The 23,675-nt window shown below is 57.5% G+C and carries 26 protein-coding genes; 15 read left to right on the forward strand and 11 right to left on the reverse strand.

The features are described from left to right. Positions 1-10 precede the first annotated feature (10 nt). From ACR0NZ_RS04890 to ACR0NZ_RS04900, 3 genes are all read left to right on the forward strand, one after another. Positions 11-1,003 carry a type II secretion system F family protein gene (locus ACR0NZ_RS04890; RefSeq protein WP_480517265.1) on the forward strand — a complete coding sequence of 331 codons (993 nt, stop codon included), beginning with the start codon at positions 11-13 and terminating at the stop codon, positions 1,001-1,003. A 149-nt stretch (positions 1,004-1,152) separates the two neighbouring features. Next, positions 1,153-1,830, forward strand: coding sequence for an orotate phosphoribosyltransferase (locus ACR0NZ_RS04895; protein WP_480473114.1), 678 nt, complete (start codon positions 1,153-1,155; stop codon positions 1,828-1,830). 199 nt (positions 1,831-2,029) lie between these two features. Continuing rightward, positions 2,030-3,520: a replicative DNA helicase gene (locus tag ACR0NZ_RS04900; protein WP_480517267.1), complete on the forward strand. Its 1,491-nt coding sequence runs from the start codon at positions 2,030-2,032 to the stop codon at positions 3,518-3,520. Between the two features lie 155 nt (positions 3,521-3,675). Here the strand turns inward: ACR0NZ_RS04900 and ACR0NZ_RS04905 are convergent, their stop codons facing one another. Beyond that, positions 3,676-4,215, reverse strand: a complete 540-nt coding sequence (locus ACR0NZ_RS04905; RefSeq protein WP_480517269.1) for a GNAT family N-acetyltransferase — start codon at positions 4,213-4,215, stop codon at positions 3,676-3,678. 240 nt (positions 4,216-4,455) lie between these two features. On the opposite strand from ACR0NZ_RS04905, the gene alr reads away from it, so the two are divergent. From alr to ACR0NZ_RS04955, 10 genes are all read left to right on the forward strand, one after another. Further along, on the forward strand, positions 4,456-5,490 hold the full coding sequence (gene alr / locus ACR0NZ_RS04910; RefSeq protein ID WP_480517271.1) for an alanine racemase: 1,035 nt from the start codon (positions 4,456-4,458) through the stop codon (positions 5,488-5,490). Next, entirely contained in the window at positions 5,487-6,269 is a 783-nt protein-coding gene (locus ACR0NZ_RS04915; protein ID WP_480473122.1) for an MlaE family ABC transporter permease, read from the forward strand. The genes alr and ACR0NZ_RS04915 overlap by 4 nt, the downstream gene beginning before the upstream one ends. Beyond that, positions 6,266-7,012: an ABC transporter ATP-binding protein gene (locus ACR0NZ_RS04920; RefSeq protein WP_480473124.1), complete on the forward strand. Its 747-nt coding sequence runs from the start codon at positions 6,266-6,268 to the stop codon at positions 7,010-7,012. The genes ACR0NZ_RS04915 and ACR0NZ_RS04920 overlap by 4 nt, the downstream gene beginning before the upstream one ends. Positions 7,013-7,113: 101 nt before the next feature. Then, on the forward strand, positions 7,114-7,596 hold the full coding sequence (locus tag ACR0NZ_RS04925; protein ID WP_480473126.1) for a cytochrome b: 483 nt from the start codon (positions 7,114-7,116) through the stop codon (positions 7,594-7,596). Between the two features lie 77 nt (positions 7,597-7,673). Continuing rightward, positions 7,674-8,123, forward strand: a complete 450-nt coding sequence (locus ACR0NZ_RS04930) for a paraquat-inducible protein A (protein ID WP_480517273.1) — start codon at positions 7,674-7,676, stop codon at positions 8,121-8,123. A gap of 67 nt (positions 8,124-8,190) precedes the next feature. After that, positions 8,191-9,552, forward strand: coding sequence for a DNA repair protein RadA (radA, locus tag ACR0NZ_RS04935; protein ID WP_480517275.1), 1,362 nt, complete (start codon positions 8,191-8,193; stop codon positions 9,550-9,552). Positions 9,553-9,592: 40 nt separating this feature from the next. Beyond that, entirely contained in the window at positions 9,593-10,186 is a 594-nt protein-coding gene (locus ACR0NZ_RS04940) for a CvpA family protein (RefSeq protein WP_267364181.1), read from the forward strand. Between the two features lie 650 nt (positions 10,187-10,836). Further along, a complete protein-coding gene (gene purF, locus ACR0NZ_RS04945) occupies positions 10,837-12,360 on the forward strand; it encodes an amidophosphoribosyltransferase (protein ID WP_480517277.1) in 1,524 nt (507 codons plus the stop codon). A gap of 297 nt (positions 12,361-12,657) precedes the next feature. Continuing rightward, positions 12,658-12,906 (forward strand): hypothetical protein, encoded by a 249-nt coding sequence (locus ACR0NZ_RS04950; RefSeq protein ID WP_480473134.1) that lies wholly within the window; start codon positions 12,658-12,660, stop codon positions 12,904-12,906. A gap of 42 nt (positions 12,907-12,948) precedes the next feature. Next, entirely contained in the window at positions 12,949-13,593 is a 645-nt protein-coding gene (locus tag ACR0NZ_RS04955) for an SDR family NAD(P)-dependent oxidoreductase (protein WP_480517279.1), read from the forward strand. A gap of 60 nt (positions 13,594-13,653) precedes the next feature. Here the strand turns inward: ACR0NZ_RS04955 and ACR0NZ_RS04960 are convergent, their stop codons facing one another. From ACR0NZ_RS04960 to ACR0NZ_RS04975, 4 genes are all read right to left on the reverse strand, one after another. Continuing rightward, positions 13,654-14,496, reverse strand: coding sequence for an ATP-binding protein (locus ACR0NZ_RS04960; RefSeq protein ID WP_480517281.1), 843 nt, complete (start codon positions 14,494-14,496; stop codon positions 13,654-13,656). A 117-nt stretch (positions 14,497-14,613) separates the two neighbouring features. After that, complete coding sequence (gene tatC, locus ACR0NZ_RS04965) at positions 14,614-15,492, reverse strand: twin-arginine translocase subunit TatC (protein WP_480473140.1); 879 nt, start codon at positions 15,490-15,492, stop codon at positions 14,614-14,616. Continuing rightward, positions 15,489-15,947: a Sec-independent protein translocase protein TatB gene (tatB, locus tag ACR0NZ_RS04970; protein ID WP_267364187.1), complete on the reverse strand. Its 459-nt coding sequence runs from the start codon at positions 15,945-15,947 to the stop codon at positions 15,489-15,491. Before tatB ends, tatC begins: the two co-directional genes overlap by 4 nt. Before the next feature lie 6 nt (positions 15,948-15,953). Then, entirely contained in the window at positions 15,954-16,169 is a 216-nt protein-coding gene (locus ACR0NZ_RS04975; protein ID WP_209503727.1) for a twin-arginine translocase TatA/TatE family subunit, read from the reverse strand. Between the two features lie 222 nt (positions 16,170-16,391). Between ACR0NZ_RS04975 and ACR0NZ_RS04980 the strand changes: the two genes are divergently transcribed. Both ACR0NZ_RS04980 and ACR0NZ_RS04985 read left to right on the forward strand, forming a co-directional pair. Beyond that, positions 16,392-16,697 carry a hypothetical protein gene (locus ACR0NZ_RS04980; RefSeq protein ID WP_267364188.1) on the forward strand — a complete coding sequence of 102 codons (306 nt, stop codon included), beginning with the start codon at positions 16,392-16,394 and terminating at the stop codon, positions 16,695-16,697. 21 nt (positions 16,698-16,718) lie between these two features. After that, complete coding sequence (locus ACR0NZ_RS04985; RefSeq protein ID WP_480517283.1) at positions 16,719-17,390, forward strand: helix-turn-helix transcriptional regulator; 672 nt, start codon at positions 16,719-16,721, stop codon at positions 17,388-17,390. A gap of 62 nt (positions 17,391-17,452) precedes the next feature. Here ACR0NZ_RS04985 and ACR0NZ_RS04990 read toward each other — a convergent pair whose 3' ends face one another. From ACR0NZ_RS04990 to ACR0NZ_RS05015, 6 genes are all read right to left on the reverse strand, one after another. Further along, positions 17,453-18,625 carry a peptidoglycan DD-metalloendopeptidase family protein gene (locus ACR0NZ_RS04990; protein ID WP_480517285.1) on the reverse strand — a complete coding sequence of 391 codons (1,173 nt, stop codon included), beginning with the start codon at positions 18,623-18,625 and terminating at the stop codon, positions 17,453-17,455. A gap of 62 nt (positions 18,626-18,687) precedes the next feature. After that, entirely contained in the window at positions 18,688-19,338 is a 651-nt protein-coding gene (locus ACR0NZ_RS04995) for a protein-L-isoaspartate(D-aspartate) O-methyltransferase (protein WP_480517287.1), read from the reverse strand. Then, positions 19,335-20,117: a 5'/3'-nucleotidase SurE gene (gene surE / locus ACR0NZ_RS05000; RefSeq protein ID WP_480517289.1), complete on the reverse strand. Its 783-nt coding sequence runs from the start codon at positions 20,115-20,117 to the stop codon at positions 19,335-19,337. The genes ACR0NZ_RS04995 and surE overlap by 4 nt, the downstream gene beginning before the upstream one ends. 114 nt (positions 20,118-20,231) lie before the next feature. Next, complete coding sequence (locus ACR0NZ_RS05005) at positions 20,232-21,299, reverse strand: ABC transporter ATP-binding protein (RefSeq protein WP_480517756.1); 1,068 nt, start codon at positions 21,297-21,299, stop codon at positions 20,232-20,234. Positions 21,300-21,406: 107 nt separating this feature from the next. Next, positions 21,407-22,456, reverse strand: a complete 1,050-nt coding sequence (locus ACR0NZ_RS05010) for a methyltransferase domain-containing protein (protein ID WP_480517291.1) — start codon at positions 22,454-22,456, stop codon at positions 21,407-21,409. Positions 22,457-22,562: 106 nt separating this feature from the next. Next, entirely contained in the window at positions 22,563-23,675 is a 1,113-nt protein-coding gene (locus ACR0NZ_RS05015) for a hypothetical protein (RefSeq protein ID WP_480517293.1), read from the reverse strand.

Raw genomic sequence — 23,675 nt, forward strand, 5'->3', positions numbered from 1 at the left:
GAATTGGGATATGGATATTCTTCAGGACATACTAAACGATCCGCGCGTCACACCGCAGTTGATCCTGTTGGTCGGAATCGCCCTTAGTGTTTTTTTTGTCGTCATGGGCCTTTCCGGATTTACGGCCAGTGAAAACACGGCAGCACGCCGCATGCGCGTTGGGACGGTATCACAAGGGCATGGGCAGGATTTTGACCTTATCCAGGGTGACAACAGCGACCCGCACGGGTTGCTGAAGGCCTTTGTCCCGTCGTCAAAACGCGAACGCTCCAAGATCGGCAAGCTTTTGAAACAAGCCGGAATTCGGCAAAAGCACGCCATTCGCACATATTATACCTTTCGGGTCGTCCTGGGGTTTGTGTTGCCTGCCGCGTTCGTGGCAACCATGGCTTTGCCAATCGAAACGCAAGTTCAGTTAGGGATCGCCGACCTTTTGCAGGGTGTTACGTGGGTTAACACAATGCAGGTCGTGACGGCACTGATGGTCTTGGGCTTTTATGGCCCGGCACTGTGGTTGCGCCGTCGAATAAAGAAACGCCGCCGGGCCATCGAACACAGCCTGCCAAACGCGCTCGACCTGTTGCAAGTCGCCATCGAGGCCGGGCTGGGCTTTGACGCGGCGATGATCCGGGTCTCGCATGAAATGGCCAAAGCAGCTCCGGAAATCTCGCAGGAGTTTTCGGTTCTTCAACTGGAGTTGCAGGCAGGCAAAGAACGTCAGGCCGCCTTTCTGGATATGGCGAACCGGGTCGGTATCGACGAGATGAATTCGTTCGCGAACGCCTTTTTGCAATCCAACCAGTACGGAACCAGCATATCCGCGTCATTACGCCGGTTCGCCACTGACATGCGGCTTGACCGAGAGCTTCGCGCCCAGGAGAAGGCAAACCGTCTGCCTGTGCAGATGTCTGCCGTGATGGCCATGTGCATGATGCCTGTCCTATTGCTGATTTGTCTGGCACCAATGCTGATCAGGTGGGTCAACATGTTCGGGCAAGGGTAACGCAGCGACAATGGTGTTCGCATAGCTGACTGCCCGGGAAACAGCGGACCTTAGGGGGGTCCGCTTTTCTTTTGTTCCAACAGCTCTCGACTCCGGGCCAAGGGTCGGGCTATCAGCCCGAAACATCATTTCATCGCCGAGGTCCTGCCATGATCCCCAGTTCTTTTCCCGATAGCACTGAAATCGCTCGCCTGACGGCCCGGATGCTGCTGGAGATCAAGGCTGTCCACTTCAACGCGCGCGAGCCGTTCACGCTGGCAAGTGGCCTTCCCAGCCCGACCTATATCGATTGCCGCAAGCTGATCTCCTACCCGCGCATTCGTTCCACGCTGATGGATTTTCTGACCGTTACAGTAATGCGGGACGCGGGTTTTGAAGCCTTTGACAACATTGCGGGCGGCGAAACTGCGGGCATCCCCTTTGCCGCGATGGTGGCCGAACGTATGGCGCTGCCGATGACCTATGTGCGCAAGAAGCCCAAAGGTTATGGGCGCAACGCGCGTATTGAAGGCGCAATGAGCGAAGGCGAACGCGTGTTGCTGGTCGAGGACCTGACCACCGATGGTGGTTCGAAACTGTCCTTCGTCGATGCAATCCGCGAGACCGGTGCCACCTGCGGGCATACGGCTGTGATCTTTTACTACGGTATCTTCCCCGAAACCGAGAAGACGCTGAGCGACCATGGTGTGAAGCTGCATCACCTTTGCACGTGGTGGGATGTTCTGGCCGAGGCTAAGGCGCAAAAAGCCTTTGATCAGGAAACACTTGACGGGGTCGAGGCGTTTTTGAACGACCCGCGTGGCTGGCAGGACGCGAACAAAGACTGACGTTGCGCAAACCGTTTCTCATTCAGAAACATTACGAGTAAGCCCAACGCTCCATCCACAACATGTTGACGGGGCCCTACCCCATCCTGCAATATGATGGGGTGGGAAGATATGCACAGGCTATCCCCAGAAAACATACAATTTGCGCCGACTCAGGGCGCTGCGTTATGGCCTCTGTCCAAGGGGCAAGAGAACAGCAATGAACGAGATCAGCAGTATCGAGCAGGCAGCGGCAAAGATTCAGAACGCCGAAACCATGCCGCATTCCATTGAGGCTGAACAGCAGCTTCTGGGTGCCATTCTGACGAACAACGACCTTTACGACCGGGTCGCTTCGATCATTGGGTCCGAGCATTTCTATGACCCGGTTCATGCCCGCATTTATGAGGTCGCCGCTGCACGCATTGCAAAGAACACGCTGGCCTCGCCTGTGACGTTGAAATCCTTCATGGCCGAGGATGAGGGCCTGAAGGAACTGGGCGGACCCGCCTATCTTGTCAAACTGGCCGGCGCGTCGATCAGTGCCTTTGCGGTACATGATTACGCCCAGATGATCTATGACCTCGCCATCCGGCGCGAGTTGATCCGCTTGGGCCGCGACATCTCCGACAAGGCCGCGCGGGTTGATGTAGCCAGCGAACCGAAAGAACAAATCGTCGAGGCCGAGCAACAGCTTTATCAGCTTTCCGAGCAGGGCCAGACCGAACAGGGGTTCCAGTCCTTCCTCAAGGCGGTCACAGAAGCCGTCAATGTTACCAACGAAGCCTACCAGCGCGGTGGCGGCATGGCTGGGATCTCGACCGGTCTGGTCGATCTCGACAAACAACTGGGTGGTCTTCACCCCTCGGACCTGATCATTCTCGCGGGTCGTCCGTCGATGGGGAAAACCTCGTTGGCGACCAACGTGGCCTTCAACGTGGCTAAAGCGTACAAACGCGGTCTGAAACCGGATGGTTCCGAAGGCGCGATTGACGGCGGGGTCGTCGGCTTTTTCTCACTTGAGATGAGCGCCGAACAGCTGGCCGGGCGCGTTCTGGCTGAGGCGTCCGAAATCTCCAGCCACAAAATCCGTCAGGGCGACATGACCGAGGCCGAATTCCGCCGTTTCGTGGATGCGGCCAAACAACTTGAAGCCTGCCCGCTTTTTATCGACGACACGCCCGCCCTTCCGATTTCTCAGCTTGCCGCCCGCGCGCGCCGGTTGAAACGCACGCATGGGCTGGACCTGCTGGTGATCGACTATCTGCAACTGTGCCGCGGCATGTCCGACAATCGGGTTAACGAGATTGCCGAGATTTCGATGGGCATGAAAGCAATCGCCAAAGAACTGAACATTCCGGTGATTGCCCTGTCGCAGCTTTCCCGCCAAGTCGAAAACCGCGACGACAAACGTCCACAGCTGTCTGACCTGCGTGAATCAGGCTCGATCGAACAGGACGCCGATGTAGTGATGTTCGTGTTCCGCGAAGAATACTACAAAGAACGTGAAAAACCCGGCGATCACGAGCTTGAGAAGATGGAAGAATGGAAGCAGGCCATGGAACGCCTGCACGGCAAGGCCGAGATTATCGTTGGCAAACAGCGCCACGGTCCAATCGGCACGGTCGAGCTGTCATTCGAGGCGCAATTCACCCGGTTTGGCAATCTGGTCAAGCCCTGGCAGCAGGGTGGCGAGATCGAAGGTTATTGATCGCGAAAGGACAGCCTTGCCTGGGTTTTCCTGACCTTCATTTGATTGCTGGCAAAGCAAAAAAGGTTCTCTGAACCTTTCGCGCCATTCAGGATCTGGTGCGCGAGCCGAGAATGGGTCCGCCCGCCTGTTTTCTGACAGATTGAACCCCGCACTCACCAAAGCGTCGGATTGTTCAACGCAGACACGCATTGCGACGGGCCGCCAAATGGCGCAAGGGCCTGACCATCCAGCGACTGCCCCAGCCAGCCATGCGGATGGCTCAGCTTCAGCGGCGGTTGTGCAGTGGCCTCAGAAATCTGTTCAAAACCTGTTTTTCGATAGTAAGCGGGATCACCGTAGGTGAGCGCCACGTTCACGCCTGATGTCCGCAGGCAATCCAAACCATACGCGATCAAAACCTGTCCAATCCCGGCTTTTTGCTTGTCTGTTCTGACAGCCATTGGCGACAGGATAAAAACCCGGCGCGCATCCTGTGGAAACAGCATTCGGGAAAAGATGGCACAGCCGAGCAACACCTGATCGCGTCGCGCGGTGCACACCATCAGATCCTGTGGTGGGGTGGTATCGATCAACTCTTGCACGAAAGCTTCGATAACAGCCCCATCGTCCGGGCTTTCCGACGCCGAAAAAACTTCTGCGAAAAACCGGGCTGTTTCGGACTGGTCTGGCGTTTGATCGGTATAAAAATCCATGATTTCCTCGGCATATGCCGCAGCACCGTTTATTGCCGCGATGGGACGATCTTGTTCACAAGATCACTTTAACACCTATGTGAAGACAATCCTGAAAACCGCTTAACACAGCAGTAAGTCGCCAAAATGCCTGCTTTTTTGGGTGTTTTCCGCCGTATCTGTCGTTTGATGGGTGCAATCTGTCGCGGAAAAAGCCCTTTCCCTCTTGACCTTGGACGGCGCAATGTCATGAACAGTCCCATGAGTACTGCACGTTTGACGATCAATCTTCAGGCACTCGCCAGAAACTGGCGGGCACTCGACGCGAAAACCGGGGTCGAAACCGGCGCCGTTGTCAAGGCGGATGCCTATGGGCTGGGCGCAGGACCTGTCAGCGACACGTTGGCAGAAGAAGGCGTTCGCAAGTTTTTCGTGGCTGCCGCAGAAGAAGGCACAACCGTTCGCGAGGCAGTTGGCCCCGGCTCGATGATTTTCGTTTTTTCTGGACATATGGAGGGCGATGCCGATCTGCTGCGCGGCAACGACCTGATACCGCTGATCAACTCGCCGGAACAGTTTCAACGCCACACAGAGGCCCTGCCCGACCACACGTTTGGTATCCAACTGGACAGTGGCATGAACCGGCTTGGTCTTGAACCTGCCGACTGGGCAGAGTTGCGCTCCAAAGCCGAAGCCTTGAACCCGGCGCTCATCATGTCTCATCTGGCCTGCTCGGACGAGCCGGACCATCCGATGAACCAGCAACAACTGAAAACCTTCCGCGAGATGACTGATGGGGTCGCCGCGCCGCGCTCTCTGGCAGCGACGGGCGGGATGCTTTTGGGGCCTGAGTTTCATTTCGATTTCTGTCGCCCAGGCATCGGCCTTTACGGTGGCATGCCCTTTGCCGGTGCAAAACCGGTCGTAACCGTTGACCTTCCCGTCATTCAGGTGCGTAGGTTGGCCGTGGGCGAGACCGTGGGTTACGGAAACACCTGGGTGGCGCGACGGCCATCCCGGATCGCCACTGTTGCTGCCGGCTATGCAGATGGCCTGCATCGCGCCATTGGCGGCGGCATCGACACATTTGCGGGCGACCAACCCTGCCCGGTTGTTGGACGTATCTCGATGGACCTGATCACCGTGGACGTCACAGACCTGCCGAAAGACCCGGAGCGTCTGCGCATTCTCAACGGTCATCAAACCGTTGATGATCTGGCCGAGGCCGCTGGTACGATCGGCTATGAAATCCTGACATCAATGGGCAATCGCTATTCGCGGGGCTACGTCGAATGAACCCAATCAGCGCGCTGGGGGGGCTGGGCCGCACCGTGCTGGGCCTGCTTGCGGCCTTTGGCCGGGTGGCCCTGTTCGCGCTTGATGCAGTGTCGCACATCTTGCGCCCGCCTTTCTATCCGCGTGAATTCGGGATGGCCCTGCTGAATATCGGCTGGTTGTCCCTGCCCGTCGTCGGCCTGACCGCCATTTTCACCGGCGGCGCGCTGGCCTTGCAAATCTATGCGGGCGGTGCGCGGTTCAACGCCGAAGCCGTCGTGCCCCAGATTGTCGCCATCGGCATGGTGCGAGAACTTGGCCCGGTGCTGGTCGGCCTGATGATCGCCGCGCGCGTGACCTCGTCCATCGCGGCCGAGATCGCCACGATGAAAGTGACCGAACAGATTGACGCTCTGGTCACGCTCTCCACTCATCCGATGAAATACCTTACTTCTCCGCGTGTACTGGCCGCCCTGATCACCGTGCCTGCGCTGGTCGCCGTAGGTGACGTTATCGGGATTGCGGGCGGGTACACTGTCGCCACGCAGAACCTGGGCTTCAACCCGGCGGCGTATCTGAAAAACACCGTCGATTTCCTTGAGATGCGCGACATTGTATCGTCTCTGGTCAAAGGCGCGGCCTTTGGCGTGATCGCGGCTATCATGGGTTGCTATTACGGCATGAACTCGGGCCGCGGCGCACAGGGTGTCGGTCGCGCAACCAAAGGGTCGGTCGAGGCCGCAGCCGTGTTGATCCTCGCCGCAAACTTTGTTCTCACAGGGGTGTTTTTCTCACTATGATCCGGATGGAGAACGTAGAAAAAGCCTTTGGTGACAACCACGTATTGCGTGGAATGAATCTTGAGATTCCCAAAGGAACCTCGATGGTCATCATCGGCGGCTCGGGCACCGGGAAATCTGTTGCCCTGAAATGTATCCTGGGTCTGATCAAACCCGACAACGGCATGATCTATGTCGACGGCAAAGACGCGTCCAAAGGCGACCGCGACGCGTTTCTGGCGCGGTTTGGCATGCTGTTTCAGGGCGGTGCGCTGTTCGACTCGCTGACCGTCTGGCAGAACGTCGCCTTCCGCCTGCTGCGTGGATCCCTGAAACGCCCCACCGAAGAAGCGCGCGAGATCGCAATCGAAAAACTGCGCCGCGTGGGCCTGAAATCGGACGTGGCGGACCGCTTTCCGGCAGAACTGTCAGGTGGCATGCAAAAACGCGTGGGCCTTGCCCGCGCCATCGCCGCCGAGCCCGAGATCATCTTTTTTGATGAACCCACCACGGGCCTCGACCCGATTATGTCCGGCGTCATCAACGACCTGATCCGCGAAATCGTGACAGAGATGGGCGCCACCGCGATGACCATCACCCACGACATGAGTTCCGTCCGCGCCATTGCCGACAACGTGGCGATGCTGCACGGAGGCGTCATTCAGTGGACTGGACCAGTCGGTCAAATGGATGCCTCGGGTGATCCTTATGTGGAACAGTTTATCAGCGGGAGTGCCGAGGGGCCGATTGAGGCGGTGCGGTGATGGCAGTGATGCTGGACAAATAAATCAAAAAAAACCATCGACGGAAATCTGACAGTTTCGCGTTAAACCAGAGCAACGTTATAGTTTGTCGGAGCTTCCCCATGCCCACTTCGTATTCTCGCGCGCAAATCGCCCTTCACTGGGTCATTTTCGTTCTGATCGCAATTCAGTTTCTCTTTCACGAGCCGATGTCTGATGCCTGGGATCAATTCGAACGCGGATTGCCTATCTCTATTCAAGCACCAGTTGCTCTCCATGTGCTCGGAGGGTTGCTTGTCCTTGCACTCGCGATTTGGCGGATTGCATTGCGCCTGACCCGCGGCGCGCCACCGCTTCCGGATAAAGAAACAGCCGCGATGAAGCTCGCCGCGCATGCCACGCACTTCTCACTCTATGCGTTGATGGTATTGGTGCCCGCCTCAGGTGCCCTGGCCTGGTTTGGTGGGATAGCAGCGTCCGCCGAAGTGCATGAGATCCTGAAAACGCTAATGCTCGTTCTGATTGTCTTGCATTTCCTGGCCGCCTTGTTCCATCAGTTCATTCTCAAAACCAATCTGATGGCTCGTATGAAGCGCGCAAGATAAACTACTGAACAAGCATCCTTGAACCCACGATCCAACACCGTAATGTCAGGCGGTCAAACATAATAGCGTTGGCCGCCATGATATTGCGTTTCGCAACCCTGTCACTTTTGGTTTTCTACCCCATCGCGTGGTTCGCCCCGCTGATGCGCGCAGGGTTTCTGCCGATCTTTGGCCTTAGCGAAATCAGCGTCATCACCGGCCTCCAGTCGCTTTGGAAATCCGACATCTTCCTTGCGCTGGTCGTCACCATCTTCGCCCTTTTCGCCCCCTACATCAAAACCATCGGCACGGCGCTGATCCAATGGAACCTGCTGGATGCCCGTGTGCAGCCTGCGCTCAACATCCTCGGCAAGCTGGCGATGGCCGACATATTCCTGATCGCGCTATACATCACGCTGGCCAAAGGCATCTCTTACGCCACTGTTGAGACCGCATGGGGTCTTTACCTTTTCACCGCCTGCATCCTTGCCTCCATCGCTTTGGGCATTCTCACCGAACGCCACTGCAAAACCAACGCCCGGACATAGGGCGCTGACGAAGAGGAAAGCCCTGCAAGGGCTTGAAGAACCGCCCGTCCTCGGGCACCAAGACGTCATGGCAAAACCAACCTTCTCCTGCTCCGCCTGCGGCGCATCCCATTCCCGCTGGTCGGGCCGCTGCGACGGATGCGGCGAGTGGAACTCGATCATCCAGGACGTACCTCTGTCGGCAGGCCCAGCCAAGAAATCGCTGGGCTCGAAACGCGGGCGGTCGATGACGCTCACCGACCTGTCGACCGAGGAAACCCCGCCACCCCGCACACTCTGCGGAGTGGAAGAGTTGGACCGGGTGCTTGGTGGCGGGCTTGTTCCCGCATCTGCCCTGTTGGTGGGCGGCGACCCCGGCATCGGTAAATCCACCCTGCTGCTGCAAGCGGCTGCCCGATTTGCCCGTGCTGGCGTCAAGACGATCTATGTCTCGGGTGAAGAAGCCAGTGCGCAGGTTCGCATGCGGGCGCGCCGCCTTGGGCTGGAAAATGCGCCGGTGCAACTTGCTGCCGAAACCAACCTGCGCGACATTCTTACCACGCTTGAAGCCGAGAAACCCGGTCTGGCGATCATCGACTCGATCCAGACCATGTGGGCCGACAATGTCGACAGCGCGCCGGGGTCCGTGTCGCAAGTCCGGGCGGCTGCTCATGAATTGACCGCCTTTGCGAAACGGCACGGCGTGTCGATCATCATGGTCGGACACGTGACCAAGGATGGCCAGATTGCGGGCCCCCGTGTTGTCGAACACATGGTCGATACGGTTCTGTATTTCGAGGGCGAGCGCGGCCATCAGTTTCGTATTTTGCGGGCGGTCAAGAACCGCTTTGGTCCCGCCGACGAAATTGGCGTGTTCGAGATGACGGGCAAAGGGCTCGCGCAGGTCACCAACCCCTCGGCCTTGTTCCTGTCGGAACGCGGTACGCCCAGCCCAGGCTCTGCCGTCTTTGCCGGGATTGAGGGCACACGGCCCGTTCTGGTCGAATTGCAGGCCCTTGTCGCCCCGTCCCCCCATTCACAGCCGCGCCGGACAGTGGTGGGATGGGACAGCGGGCGGTTGGCGATGATCCTTGCCGTTCTTGAAGCGCGTTGCGGCATTCCTTTTGCGGGTCTCGACGTCTATCTGAACGTGGCCGGTGGGTTGAAAGTCAGTGAACCCGCCGCCGATCTGGCCGTGGCTGCTGCATTGCTGAGCGCACGCGAAGACACAGCCCTGCCCGCAGACACCGTCGTTTTCGGGGAAATCTCGCTGTCAGGGGCACTTAGACCGGCTCCGCAGACAGAAAACAGGTTGAAAGAAGCACAAAAACTTGGTTTCACAGCGGCAATAGCTCCGGCAGGTGGCAAAACCGGTACTGTGGCAGGTCTGACACTCACCCGACCCTCTGATTTGGTGGGGTTTGTTGGCGAAACCTTCGGAGCAGGTTAAAGTCGCGCCTTGAGGGGCAGAAAAAGAACAGGCGAGGGCCATGGAAGGTTTTACAATAATCGACGGGGTAGTTGCCCTGATCATCGTGCTGTCAGGCTTGCTGGCCTACTCGCGTGGTTTCATGCGCGAAGTTCTGGCCATCGCGGGTTGGGTTGCGGCGGCCGTTCTGGCGTTCATCTTCGCCCCGCAGGCTGTACCTCTGGTCAAGGAAATCCCGGTCGTCGGAGATTTCTTGCGTGACAGTTGTGAATTGTCTGTGATCACCGGGTTTGCAGCGGTCTTTGCGGTGGCGCTGATCGTGGTCAGTATCTTCACACCGCTGTTTTCATCGCTGGTTCAGCGTTCGGCCCTTGGCGGCCTGGATCAGGCTTTGGGGCTGTTCTTCGGCATCGCTCGTGGCATCCTTCTGGTTGCGATTGCATTCTTCGTTTACGACACCGTCATGACCGGCCAGTCTTACACAATTGTTGATGAAAGCCGGTCGGCCAAGGTGTTTGAACAGTTCAGCGGCCAGATTGAGGAACAAAACCCCGAGGCGGCTTTGGGCTGGGTTACGACTCAGTATGAACAGCTGGTCGCCAGTTGCACGGCAGGAAACGCTGAACCGGCAACAACTGCGCCTTCCAACGGCTGATAGGCAGTTCACCAATTCATGAAAGCCCGGCGCTGCCGGGCTTTTTTGCTGCAGATCAGACAAACCCCTCTCCACCGCACACGGTGCAGCGGATTGTTTTCAAGCCAAAGCATCCGTCACATCGACTGAAAACCGGTTTTCCAAAGATATCTCTGCTTTTGGCGACCTCGCCTGCTCCGTTACAGATCTGGCACGACGCGCGCCCCAATCCCCTGCACCGATGGCACCGCTGCCTGATCCGTTCCTGGTTCTTGTGAGGAGGTTTATGTTGCCACATTCAGGTCCCCCCGAGGTGCTGAGATTTAGCAGTTATGTATGCAATCAAATGCATGACAGCACATATGTTTGCGCATGTCACCATCTTCGTTTTTCTACATCGACATGCGCAAACTTGGCCTGCGGCATTTGGCTATTGTGATCCTTTGATGACAGCCACGCCAATAGGCATTATGTGGGGGCCAACCCGCCACGGAATCGGAGCCACCGATCTTGTACTTTCTGTATGAATGCGCGCTGATCGCAGTGATGGTCGCCCTAACGGCGTCTTGTTCCTGCGTAGCGAACATTTCCGCGCTGAAGATGCAGAAAGTCCGGTGCCGAACTGCGGTCAATCCTCGAATGAAATCGTCATAGAAGTTGGAGCCCCTTAAATGTGTGGGATTTTAGGAATCGCAAGCCGGACACATGATGTCTTTGCTGAGATCTATGACGGGTTGCTGATGTTGCAGCACCGGGGTCAGGATGCCTCCGGGATCGTGACCTACAACGGCGAATTCTTCCGGGAAAAGAAAGCCAATGGGTTGGTCAAGGACGTGTTCAACGCCCAGGATGCTGAAACCCTTCTGGGTCATATCGGCATGGGTCATGTTCGTTATCCCACGGCCGGATCACTCAGCGCGGCCGAAGCGCAACCTTTCTTCGTGAACGCACCCTACGGTATCTATCTTGTTCACAACGGCAACATCACCAACACAGCGGAACAGCGCGAGAAAGTGACCGGGAAATATAGTCGCCACCTGCGCACCACATCGGATTCGGAAATCCTGCTGAACGTGCTGGCCGACAAAGTGGCTGACGCCATCAAGGTGAACGGCAATTCGGATCCGATCCGAAACATCTTTGCCGGTGTGAAGATGACGATGGAGCGGGTTCAAGGTGCCTACTCGGTAATCTGTCTGGTGGCTGGTGTTGGCATGCTGGCGTTCCGCGACCCATATGGCATTCGGCCCCTGTCGGTCGCAAAGCGCAATGTCGACGGTCAGGGGGACGATTATGCCTTTGCTTCGGAAGACGTGGCCTTTGGCATCAACAGTTTTGAGAAGCTGCGCGATCTGCGCCCGGGCGAGGCCATCCTGATCGACCTGAAAGGCAACATGCACGAGTTTCAGGCGGTCGAAGGCAAGCTGACGCCCTGTATCTTCGAGTATGTGTATCTGGCACGTCCGGATTCACTGCTGGACGGAGTCTCGGTTTATAAAACCCAGATGCGCATGGGACAGACGCTGGCGAAACAAATTCAGGACTCGGGCCTGGAAATCGACCGGATCATTCCCGTACCCGACAGCGCCCGCCCCGTGGCACTGGAAGCGGCTAAAATCACCGGCATCCCCTATCGCGAGGGGTTGGTGAAGAACCGCTATGTCGGGCGTACCTTCATCATGCCGGGTCAGGCCGAGCGACAGAAATCCGTGCGCCGCAAGCTGAATGCCGTTCCGCTGGAATTCGAAGGTCACCGCGTTCTGTTGATCGACGATTCCATCGTGCGGGGCAACACCATCAAAAAGATCGTTCAGATGTGCCGCGACGCTGGGGCAAAGAAGGTTTATGTGGCCAGCGCTTCGCCGCCGGTCAAATACCCCAATGTGTATGGCATCGACATGCCGACCAAGGCCGAGCTGATCGCAAATGGCAAAGAGATCGAAGAGATCCGTGAAGAGCTGGGCGCCGATGCGCTGTTCTATCAGCATTTGGAGGACCTGATCTGGGCCGCCCAGGAAGGCAACCCGGACATCCAAGGATTTGATTGTTCCTGCTTTGACGGCAATTACATTACCGGCAGCGTCAGCGCGGATTACCTGGACAGTCTGGAAAACAGCAGCCGTGTCAGCCAGAAACGCGCGGATATGCAGGTTCCGGGCGGGTCCTGGAATGCGGCCAAACTCGCCTCAGGCTGAAAGACCCCACCCATTTATGGCACGCCTGGATTCTGTTCAAACAGCGAATCAAACCGTTCGACATACAGATAGGACAGCCCTGTTAAGTATGGCTCGCATCTAAACTATTCCGCCGATGAGTGGAAATCTGCCACAACCCGGCGGTGAATCTTGCACGATCACAAGGGCTAACAAAAGGGTCGCTACGTCGTGAAGCGTCGTGTCTGTGAGGGTCTTTTGCTTACCTGATCGTTTTGTTATCGGACCGCAACCACTCACACAAATAAGGGGTTCGGAACTCACGCCGGGCCACGGACCATGTCAAACACCAATGTCAAAAGCGCGGCCACGCAGCAGGGCGCGTTAAACAAGAACTCTGTTTCTGTCCTGGGTGTGTTCGGGCCCAAAACCGATCTGCACGCCTTGGTACGCCTGTCATCGGGCCGCGTGAAAGAGGTTGAACCCGGAAGCCGTGTCGCCTCGGGCATGGTAGTTGCAATTGATGAACAGGGAATCATGCTGCGACAAAGCGGCCAGACCAAGCGGATCGCCATTCCCGGCAGCTAATCGCGACTTGACGCCCCTCGCGCAGGGGTTCAAACCGCAGCCATGACCGATCAGACAAAAATCGCCCTTATCACCGGGGCCTCTCGCGGGTTGGGCGCTGCGCTGGCCGAAGCGTTGGCACCTGAATACCATATCGTCGCCGTCGCCCGAACCACCGGCGGGCTGGAAGAGCTGGACGACCGAATCAAGGCGAAGGGCGGGTCAGCCACTCTGGCCCCCATGGACATCACCGATCCAAACGCCATGGCGACCCTGTGTCGTGGCATCCATGACCGTTGGGGTAAGGTCGACCTGTGGATGCACACAGCCATCCACACATCAGCACTGACACCGGTGCATTTTGTTGACCCCAAGGAATGGGCCAAGGCGATCAACACAAATGCAAACGCGACCTCGGTTCTGATTCCCTATGTCTCACCCCTTCTGGGCGAGAATGGCCATGCGGTGTTTTTTGACGATCCAAAGGCTGGCGAGAAGTTTTATGGCATCTACGGTGCCACCAAGGCCGCGCAGATGGCTCTGGCCCGCAGCTGGGCCGTCGAGACCGAACGCACCGGTCCGCGGGTTTCGGTTGTCGAACCCGCGCCGATGCCTACGGCCGTCCGCGCGCGGTTTCATCCCGGGGAAGACCGGAGCGTTCTGAACAGCACCAAGGATGAAGCTGCACGGATTCTGGCACTTCTTTAGGAAATGGCCCTGACGGGCCATGCCTCTGGCGGGGATATTTGCAGCCAGGTGAAGCCGGGATCAGACGATATGCACGTCGTTGCGCCCGGCCAGATCGACGAAGAATTGCCAAGCGACACGGCCAGAGCGCGACCCGCGCGTGGCTTGCCACTCAATTGCCTCGGCGCGCAGGGTCTGTGCATCAACGGAAACGCCATAGGCGGCGCAATAGCGGTCGATCATCGCCAGATACTCGTCCTGATCGCAGGGATGGAACCCAAGCCACAGGCCGAAGCGATCCGACAGCGAGACTTTTTCTTCGACCGCCTCGGAAGGATTGATGGCGCTGGACCGTTCGTTTTCGATCATATCCCGCGGCATCAGATGGCGGCGGTTCGAAGTGGCGTAGAAGACCACATTTTCCGGCCTGCCTTCAATGCCGCCATCCAGAACAGCCTTGAGAGATTTATAATGCTGGTCATCGTGGCTGAACGACAGGTCATCGCAAAACAGTATGAACCTGTAGGGTGCTGCGCGCAGATGGTTCAGCAACCGTGCGACCGTTCCCATATCCTCGCGCTGCAATTCGACCAGCTTTAGATCGGCGTAATCAGCGCTCAGTGAGCCGTGCACGGCCTTTACAAGGCTCGACTTTCCCATCCCCCGCGCCCCCCAGAGCAGCGCATTATTTGCCTTGTACCCTGCTGCAAACCGGCGCGTATTGTCCATCAACGTGTCGCGAGAGCGATTGATGCCGACCAGAAGATCCAGATCGACCCGGTTGACTTGCGTAACAGGTTCCAGTCGTTCCGGTTCGACATGCCACACAAATGCTGGAGCAACGGCAAAATCAGGCGCCACCAAAGGAGCCGGTGCCATGCGTTCCAACGCCTCGGCGATACGGTTCAGGGCTTGGTCATCCATGTGGGCCTCCGGTTTTGTCTTGAGGGGTTCAAAGCACGTTCCAATTGGCACAACAAGAGTTTCCAATGAAAAAGGCGCGCCATTGGATGGCGCGCCCTTTTGGTTTCGTCGGCAGACTTACTTGTCGTCTTCGAACTCCTGCATCAGGTCATCATCCGCTTCCGCTTCATCATCGTAGTAACCGTCAGCGCGTAACTGATCCTCGCGTTTCTTTTCAACTCGCGCGACCAGGAAGATCGAAATCTCGTACAGACCGTACACCACCACAAACAGAATGATCTGCGTAATGACATCCGGTGGTGTGACGACTGCGGCCAGAACCAGAATGCCGACCACCGCATATTTCCGAACAGCGCCCAGCCCCTCGGCACTGACCAGTCCTGCCTTCCCCATAAGAGTCAGGAGAACCGGCAGTTGGAAACATAATCCAAAGGCCACGATGAACTTGATCGTCAGGTTCAGATATTCCTGGGCTGAGCCCTGAAACACCACACTCAGCGGTGCCGCGCTGACCCCATCGGCCACGGCTTCACCCTCAGCCCCGAATTGCTGGAACCCGAGGAAAAAGTCATAGGCCAGAGGCGTGACAACGTAGAAGGCAAAGCTTGCGCCCAGGAGGAACATAAAGGGCGAAGCAAGCATGAATGGCAGGAACGCGTTTTTCTCGGACTTGTAGAGGCCCGGTGCCACAAAGCGCCACATCTGCATCCCGATATAGGGAAATGCCAGAATGAACCCGCCCAAGAGGGATACCTTGATTGCAACAAAAAACCCTTCCTGTGGCGAGATGAAGATCAGGCCACAATCCTGCCCGCGCTCGGCCAGAACGTCACACAGGGGATTGGTCAGGAAATTGAAGATCGGCGTCGCCACTGAAAAACAGATGATCATACCGATCAGAAACGCCACAACGCTGTGGATCAGCCGTGTGCGCAGTTCGGCCAGATGTTCGATCAACGGGGCCGAAGAATCGTCAATCTCGTCGGTTTTGCTCATGTCTTGCTTTCAGTGTTCAGCGCGGCTTCGGCCTCTTCTGCCTTGGCCAGCGCATCGGCTGCTTCTTTGGCTTTGCGCTCGGCGGTGGCACGGGCGGCTGATGCCTGTACCTTTTTGGCCTGCTCGGCCCGCTCGGCCGCCAGTTTACCCGTTTCGCTGTCAGGGTCGAACTTTGTCGGATCGATGCTTTTCGCCATCTCCTGCGCGGCTTGCTTGACACCGTCCATGGCCGATCCCACAGGGTTCACGGCAGCGTTGAGACCTTTCTTGATCTCATTCACTCCGGCCTGATCGGCGGCCTCGTTCATGGCGCTGCTGAACTCGCGCGCCATTCCGCGCGCCTTGCCGACAAAACGTCCGACATTGCGGAACAGCACCGGCAGGTCCTTTGGCCCCACAACGATCAGGGCAACGATGCCGATGACCAGAAGCTCGGTCCAGCCCAGATCAAACATCCGCGCTTACGCCTTGTCTTTCTCGGTTTCAGGTGTGACGTCCTTGGCCAGCTCAGAAGCGTCCTTTTCCAGCTCTTCCGAACCGTCCTTTACGCCCTTCTTGAACGCGGTGATGCCTTTGCCGACTTCGCCCATGAGCGAACTGATCTTGCCGCGCCCGAACAGAACCAGAACCACAACGGCGATCAGCAGCAGGCCAGGAAGGCCAATATTGTTGAGCATGTCTTCTCTCCTTTTTCGTCGGCACGTTTGCGCGCCGGGAACATCAACTGACTCAGTCTTTACGCCTCGATCGCTGGTCTCAAAAGGCATCTGCAACGGGTTGCGGGCAAAAATTTTGGAAAACGCGAGGAATCTAAGGGGTCGCAATTCTCAACTGACAGGTTTATGTCAGTTTCTATCCGTTAGGGATTTGGCATCGAAACAAGGTCAATGGAGATTTAAATGACCCACGTTGCTGAAATCGTCACCTTCACCCTGGCCAATGGCACCACACCGGAAGAGTTCGTGAAACTCAGTCAGGCCTCTGAGGCCTTTGTGCGCAGCGCGCCGGGCTTCGCCCATCGTCAGCTTAGCCAGGGCGAAGATGGTCGCTGGACCGATTATGTTGTCTGGACCGATTTGAAAGCGGCAGAGGACGCCGCTGCGCAGTTTCCGCAACAGGAATGTGCGGCAGGCATGATGGCGGTCATCAATCCCGATAGTATCCAGATGCGTCACGAGAAAGTCCTATGGAACATGACTGCCTAAACGCAGTCAGAACGGCGTGTCATGCGCCGCACTGACCGCCTGTTCGATATCATCCAGATCCTGCGCGATGGCAAACTGCACCGCGCGCAGGACATTGCGGACCGGCTTGAGGTGTCGGTCCGCACCATCTATCGCGACATGGATACGCTTGTTGCTTCGGGCGTTCCGGTCGAGGGAGAGCGCGGTGTCGGCTACATGGTGCGCGAGCAGATCACCCTGCCCCCATTGAACCTGACCACAGCCGAGCTTGAGGCGCTGAATCTTGGCATGGCCATCGTGGCCGAGGCCGCGGATACTGACCTGAAGGCTGCCGCACAATCGCTTGCCGACAAGATCGACGCTGTTTTGCCAACGCAGGTCGTGGCCGAGGCGGACAGCTGGAAATTCGCGGTCTACCCGTTTGCCGATGCCGCAAGGGGCCTTGCCCATATGGCACCGATCCGCGCAGCCATCAAATCACGTCAGAAACTTCACCTGTCTTATCGCCGCATCGACGGCGCTTTGACCGAACGCACCATCCGCCCGCTCCATATGGAATACTGGGGGAGGGTCTGGACCCTTACCGCCTGGTGCGAGCTGCGCAACGGATTTCGTGTTTTTCGAATCGACCTGATCGAAGCTGTTTCACCCCTTCCGGAGATCTTCGCCGACGAACCTGGAAAGCGCCTGAGCGACTATGACCCGTACGTCTGACAGGCTTCATCTTTTCAGAAATACTCTCGCCGACGGCATGGCCCGGTACGGGCCATCTAGTCTCATTTCAGATAAGGTTCCGGGTCTACGGACTCGAACCCTTTGCGGACTTCGAAATGCACATAGGCATTGTCGCCGCTCCGCAGTTGAGCCAGCTTCTGACCACGGCGTACCTTATCGCCTTTCTTGACGGTGATCTTGTCGACATTTGCATAGACAGTCAGAAGATCGTTGTTGTGCTTGACCACAATGATCGGCACCTGATCCGCGTCCGCGGTGATCGCCGCGACCGTACCGGCTTCGGCAGCAGTGACCGACGTACCCGGAGCGGCAGCGATGTCGATGCCCTCATTCTTGCCCTTGTCATAGCCGCGAATGATAGTGCCGCCAACCGGCAGGGACAGCGCGGATGTGCGCGTATTTGTTGGCGCTTCGGCGGTCACGTCGGGGGCCTCGGCCAAAGGCGCAACTTTTTCGTCCGGCAAGGGCTGCGTAGCGCTGGGTGGCGTCGGCGTCGGTGATCCCTGTCCCGGTTCCGTCACCTCCGTGGCGGGAACAGGCGCGGCACTAGCCGCATTTTGCCGGGGCGCTGGCTGGTTCTTGACCGGAATCAACAAGTACTGACCTTCACGCACGGTAAAATCAGATCCCAGCCCGTTCCATTCCGCCAGAGATTCAACCGGCACCTGGTAGAGGCGCGAGATTGTATAGGCCGTCTCACCCCGCTTGACCTTGTGCCTGACCGGCTCCGGCCCAGCTGACACAGGCGCGGGTGTTGGTGCCGGTTTCGCGGGTTCCAGTGTTGTGGTCTGAACCGAACCCGACGACGGCACCTGATCAATTGCAGACCCGGCAACCGACGCGATGTCCACACCGCTGCCAGCACCAACAGTGCGTGGCAGTGCAAGAACCTCACCCTCTCTTAGCGTGTCCGTTGTCTGAAGGCCGTTGAAACGCGAAAGCTCGCCCTCGGGCAGGCCAACCCGCGCAGCCACGTCCCGCACCGTATCGCCGCGGCGCGCCACGACCACCTGGTAGTTCGGATAGGTAATGACACCCCTGCTGTCTGGTGCCGGGCGGGATGCCGTCGCGGATTGCGCTGCATTGGTGGTCGAAAAGCCACCGATCTGCCCGCGAAGGTCATAATCCAGAGGCCCCTCGCACCCGGCCAGAATGGCCAGAGCGGCCACCCCGGTCGCACAGCGGCGCATTGCTGATTTGGATACTGCTTTCATAATTCTGTCCTCAACGCCTGCCCCTGTTACCCGGAGTTCCGGCGACCAATTCTTTAAGCCTATTACGCCTCGTCCTTTCCAAGCCCCTCCAGAAGGGGAACGAAACGGACCGACGTTAATTCGTCATAATCCAGACCATTTTCGGTGCGCGTCACTTTGATCAACTGCTGCACCGCGTCCGACTGGCCCACGGGTAGAACCATAATACCCCCGATTTTCAGCTGCGCCAAGAGCGGGCCCGGAGGATCCTCGGCTGCGGCTGTGACAATGATCCGGTCAAAAGGGGCTTGTTCCGGCAGGCCAAATGACCCGTCAGACAACATAGAAGTGATATTCGTCAGGCCCAGATCGGCAAACAGCTTGCTTGTTTCGCTCACCAACCGCCTGTGGCGTTCCACTGTATAGACCCGGCGGGCCAGTTTGGACAGGATCGCCGCTTGATAACCTGAACCTGTCCCAATCTCGAGCACCGTGTCCCGTGGTCCAACGTTCAGGGCCTGCGTCATCAGACCTACGACCGACGGTTGACTGATCGTCTGACCGCAGGAAATCGGCAACGGCATGTCCTCGTAAGCGCGCCCTGCGAACAGGCCGGTGACAAAGCGACCGCGGTCCACCTGCTCCATCGCAGCCAGCACGCGCGCATCCGTGACCCCCCGTTTGCGCAGGGCAAACAGGAATTGCATTACGGTTTCAGGGTCCAGTCCGCTCATTCGACCGCCTTCAATGCCTCCAGCATGTCATGCGCAGTCAGGTCAGCGCGCATCGGCGTGACCGAGATATAGCCTTCCAGATTGACGGCCGCATCCGTTCCGGGCGCGGTCGGATTGTGTTGATAGCCACCCTTTATCCACAGGAACCGTCGCCCCGAAGGCGAACTGTGCGGTTCGACCGAAAAACGCGTGTCGCGCCGAAACCCCTGCGCCGCAATCCGCGTGCCCAGAACATCGTCTGCCTGAACCGGTGGGAAATTCACGTTGTAGAACAGCCGGTAATCATCTTGTTCTGCCGGAGTTGCGTCCAGAATCCGGCGCACCAGATCTGCACCATACCGGGCGGCTGCCTCAAACGGGTCGTCAAGGCCCAGGTTGCGGGGGCCAAAATATTGCGACAGGGCAATCGCTGGGACGCCCTGCAATGCCGCTTCCATCGCGCCGCCGATCGTACCGGAATACAACGTGTTTTCAGCCGAGTTATTGCCCCTGTTCACGCCCGATAGAACCAGATCGGGAGGGGTATCCAACATAACGTCGTGAAGCCCTGCCAAAACACAATCCGCAGGTGAACCTTCGGCTGCAAAGCGCCGCTCGCCCAGCTTGGCGACCATCATCGGGTGGGTATAGCTGATGCAATGTCCGACCCCGGACTGTTCAAACGCGGGTGCGACCACCCAGACCTCTCCATCCGGTCCGGCCAGTTCAGCTGCAATCGCCTCAAGCGTGATCAAGCCCGGGGCATTGATCCCGTCGTCATTGGTCAGAAGAATTCGCATGTGCCCGATTTACCCCCGCGTTTGGCTCTTGATAGACCCGGGCCTGCGTTGCGGCAAGCGACGCGGCCCCGCAATCTGAGGTTTTCGCGCACCACTCGGGTGGAAATCGATGGATCAGCGCCTTGTTTCGGGGAAAACGAAGCACTTGTCGCGGCGGATGGTCAGCCACATCACCCGGCCCGGACTGGGCACAAACACGTTTGGAACCGTAGCCCTGAGGATCGAGCCATCATAGTCCATGCGAAACTCTACCAGGCTTTCATTTCCCAGAAATCGCGCGCGTTCGACGACACCACGGGCCGCAACACCGTCTGTTGGTGTCGGCAATGGCCCTCTGCCGTTGCGGTCAAAGTCCAGCTTGATGTGCTGAGGGCGAAAGACGATCTCGACATCCGTACCATTCGGAATGCCCGGTGCCAGGAACTGACCAAAGGGCGTATCCGCCAATGCGCCATTCACTTGCGCCCGCAAAACGTTGACATCACTGAAAAATGCCACCGCCGCCTTATCCGCGGGACGCGTATAGACGTTATAGGGCGCGCCCTGTTGCACGATCTTGCCACGCCGCATCAGGGCGATCTCGTCGGCCATGCGCATCGCTTCTTCCGGCTCGTGCGTGACCAGCAGTACAGCGGCATCTTCTTCCTTGAGAATGGCCAGCGTTTCGTCACGGATACCATCACGTAAACGGTTATCGAGGCCCGAAAAGGGCTCGTCCATCAGCATGATGCGCGGGCGCGGCGCCAGGGCACGCGCCAACGCCACGCGTTGTTGCTCGCCACCCGATAGTTGATGCGGAAAACCATCGATGAATCGCATCAGGTCGACCTTCTGCAACAACTCCTCGACCCGGGCGCGTTTTTCGTCCTTACTGCCCTTCAGACCAAAGGCCACATTTTTAGCCACACTCAGATGCGGGAACAGCGCAAAGTCCTGAAACATCAGACCGATCTCGCGCCGTTCCGGAGGCACCCGGAAGACGGTGTCGCAGATCAGCTTGCCATCAACATAAATCTCACCCGAGTCCTGCATTTCGACCCCGGCGATCATGCGCAACGTAGTGGATTTCCCGCAGCCCGACGGCCCCAGCAGACAGGTCACCTTGCCTGCCTGAACGGTCAGTGAAACATCATCCACAACAACCCGGCCTTCAAACCGACGGATAATGTTGCGAATTTCCAGACGCGGTGGAATTGCGTTACCTGTCACCGATGGACCCCGTTACCTTTCCCGATCAAATCCATCGGGCTTGAGCGGGGATAGCAACCCCGCCCCTCAGGTGCAAGGGATCAGCAACACCCGCCAGAAGCGACAGATGCACCCATGGCTTCAAACGGGCTTTCGCCACCACAGCCTTCGAAAATACCATAATGGGTCGAAAAATCGCCGATAAAGTCAAAATGACGGGCAAATCGCGTTTCTTTCAGCATCATCCAGGTATTGCCGCAAACCGGAAACACCTTGCCGGCTTCTATAACGTGGTGGTCATCCAGACCAAATTCATGCGGTGCGTTTGGCACGGTTCCCTTATAGATCACGGCTTGCCCATAATCTTCACAAGCCGGTTCCAATGCAGGTAGTTTGAACAGACGGTATGTCGCGGACAGGAACTTCAACGGCGCAACACGCTCTTCCAGTACGGGATTTTCGATCGTCAGCGGACGATGTGTCACGCGGCGCGGGTCGCCGAAACCGGCCGTTCGAGCCATTGACAGGAAATCATTCCAATAAAGCGCGCCGGACAGGCACTCGCCATAAAGAACTTCGTCTTCGGCCATCGCCTGCGGAATACGGCGGTCTGCATAGACATCCGAGAAATACATCTCGCCGCCCTCTTTCAACAACCTATGTGCGCCGCGCAGAACCGCATTCTTATCCGTGGCCAGGTTGATGACACAGTTCGAGACGATGATATCGAACGATCCGGGTTCCAGATCAAGCTCATCCAGTTTTTCTATATAGCCGTGATGGAATTCCACATTGCTGCGGGCATATCCAAACGCCTCGGCGTGATATTCCTGATGCGCGCGGGCGACGTCCAGTTGTTCGGGCGTCATGTCGACACCCACTACCCGGCCCGTCTTACCGACCATGGCGGACAAGGCATATACATCCCGCCCGGCCCCACACCCCAGATCAAGGATCGACGTGCCTTCAAGATCAAGTGGGGCAATCAGACCGCAGCCATAGTAGCGAGTCAGAACGTCGTCATTAATCTTTGAAAGGATCTTTTTGACATGGTCGGGCATGTCGTCAGGCGTGCAGCACGCATTGGTCTGCAAGTCAGCACTGCTTTGCAGGACTTCACCATAATAGTTCTGCACCGATTCATGTTTCATCGCGCTTTTCCCTCGCAAATGGTCATGTCCGAGCTAATGCAGCCGCCGGGCGTTCGCAATCCGGGGAAGGCGTTATTGACGAAAGCGTGAGCGGTCCCGCGCGGTTTTACCCAAGCAGGTCGAAGTCCACGCCTGCACGAATTTTGCCATTTACCTGAACCTCCAGCCGGTGTGCGCCGGGAACCAACTTGAACGTTGTGGCATCACCCTTCAACTTGTGGCGTTTTTCCAGCGTCAGTTTCCCGTTCTTCAAAGCCGCCTGCTTCAACTTGTGCACCTTGGCTGAGATTTTCCCGCCAGGTCTTTGAAAATGAATGATATAGTCAACCAGAACTGGCAGCTCTCCGACCCCTTTCAAAGCGACGGAAAAGGCCAGAGCGTCACCAATCTGAGCTTCCGAATTAAGGTTGACCGCGACCTCGATGTCCGCGTCCGGGTCATAGCCTAACATCTTCATTGCTTCGGGATGCCCCGCTTTCACAAGCCCGCGCAGGGTGTGTGACGTCATCCAGTCCAGTTCGTCCTGAGTCTGATGACCCTGGTTGCGCCACGCCTTCAGACGATCCAATACCAGATCCGGGTCTTTCTTGGTGATGTCATTCAGGTGATTGGATACGGACCGGGTGACATATCGCGTCGCATCTATGTGCAAATTGTCCAGCAACGGCAGCGGGTCCTGCAAACCCAATCCAACCGCCTGCCCCCATGGCAATCGGGGGCGCGTGCCTTCGCTGACCAACCTGCGCACATGGTAACTGTCATGAGAGCACCAGTCCTGCATCCGCCGCAATACCCGGTCCGGGTCGTGGTTAAGGAACGGTCGGATTGCCCATTCCATGGAAAACCTCTGTGTCAGTTCCTCCATCACGTCCAATGCCAGATCGGTATGCTCAAGTCCTATGGTCGCCACCCACTCACCGACCGGCGCAAAGATGAAATCGCCAAAGTCGTCATCCGTCTTCGTTGGGTCCAAAGGTGCAGGCAAGGCACGCAGGATCGTCGGGGCAACAGCAGGCAAATCACCGGGTACCGCCTGTTGCAGGCATGTGGCGATCCAGATGATCCGATCCTTCAGCTCTAACTCCAGCAATCGCGACATGACCGCAGATCGGAATGCCGGGGCATCAAATTCTGCATGAGAATTGGAAAACAAACCGCTGAGATAATTTACTTTCTCAGCGTTGAACATCTGATCTTTCAACGAAAACCCTTGTGCCAT

The sequence above is a fragment of the Ruegeria sp. AE3 genome (assembly GCF_056542225.1).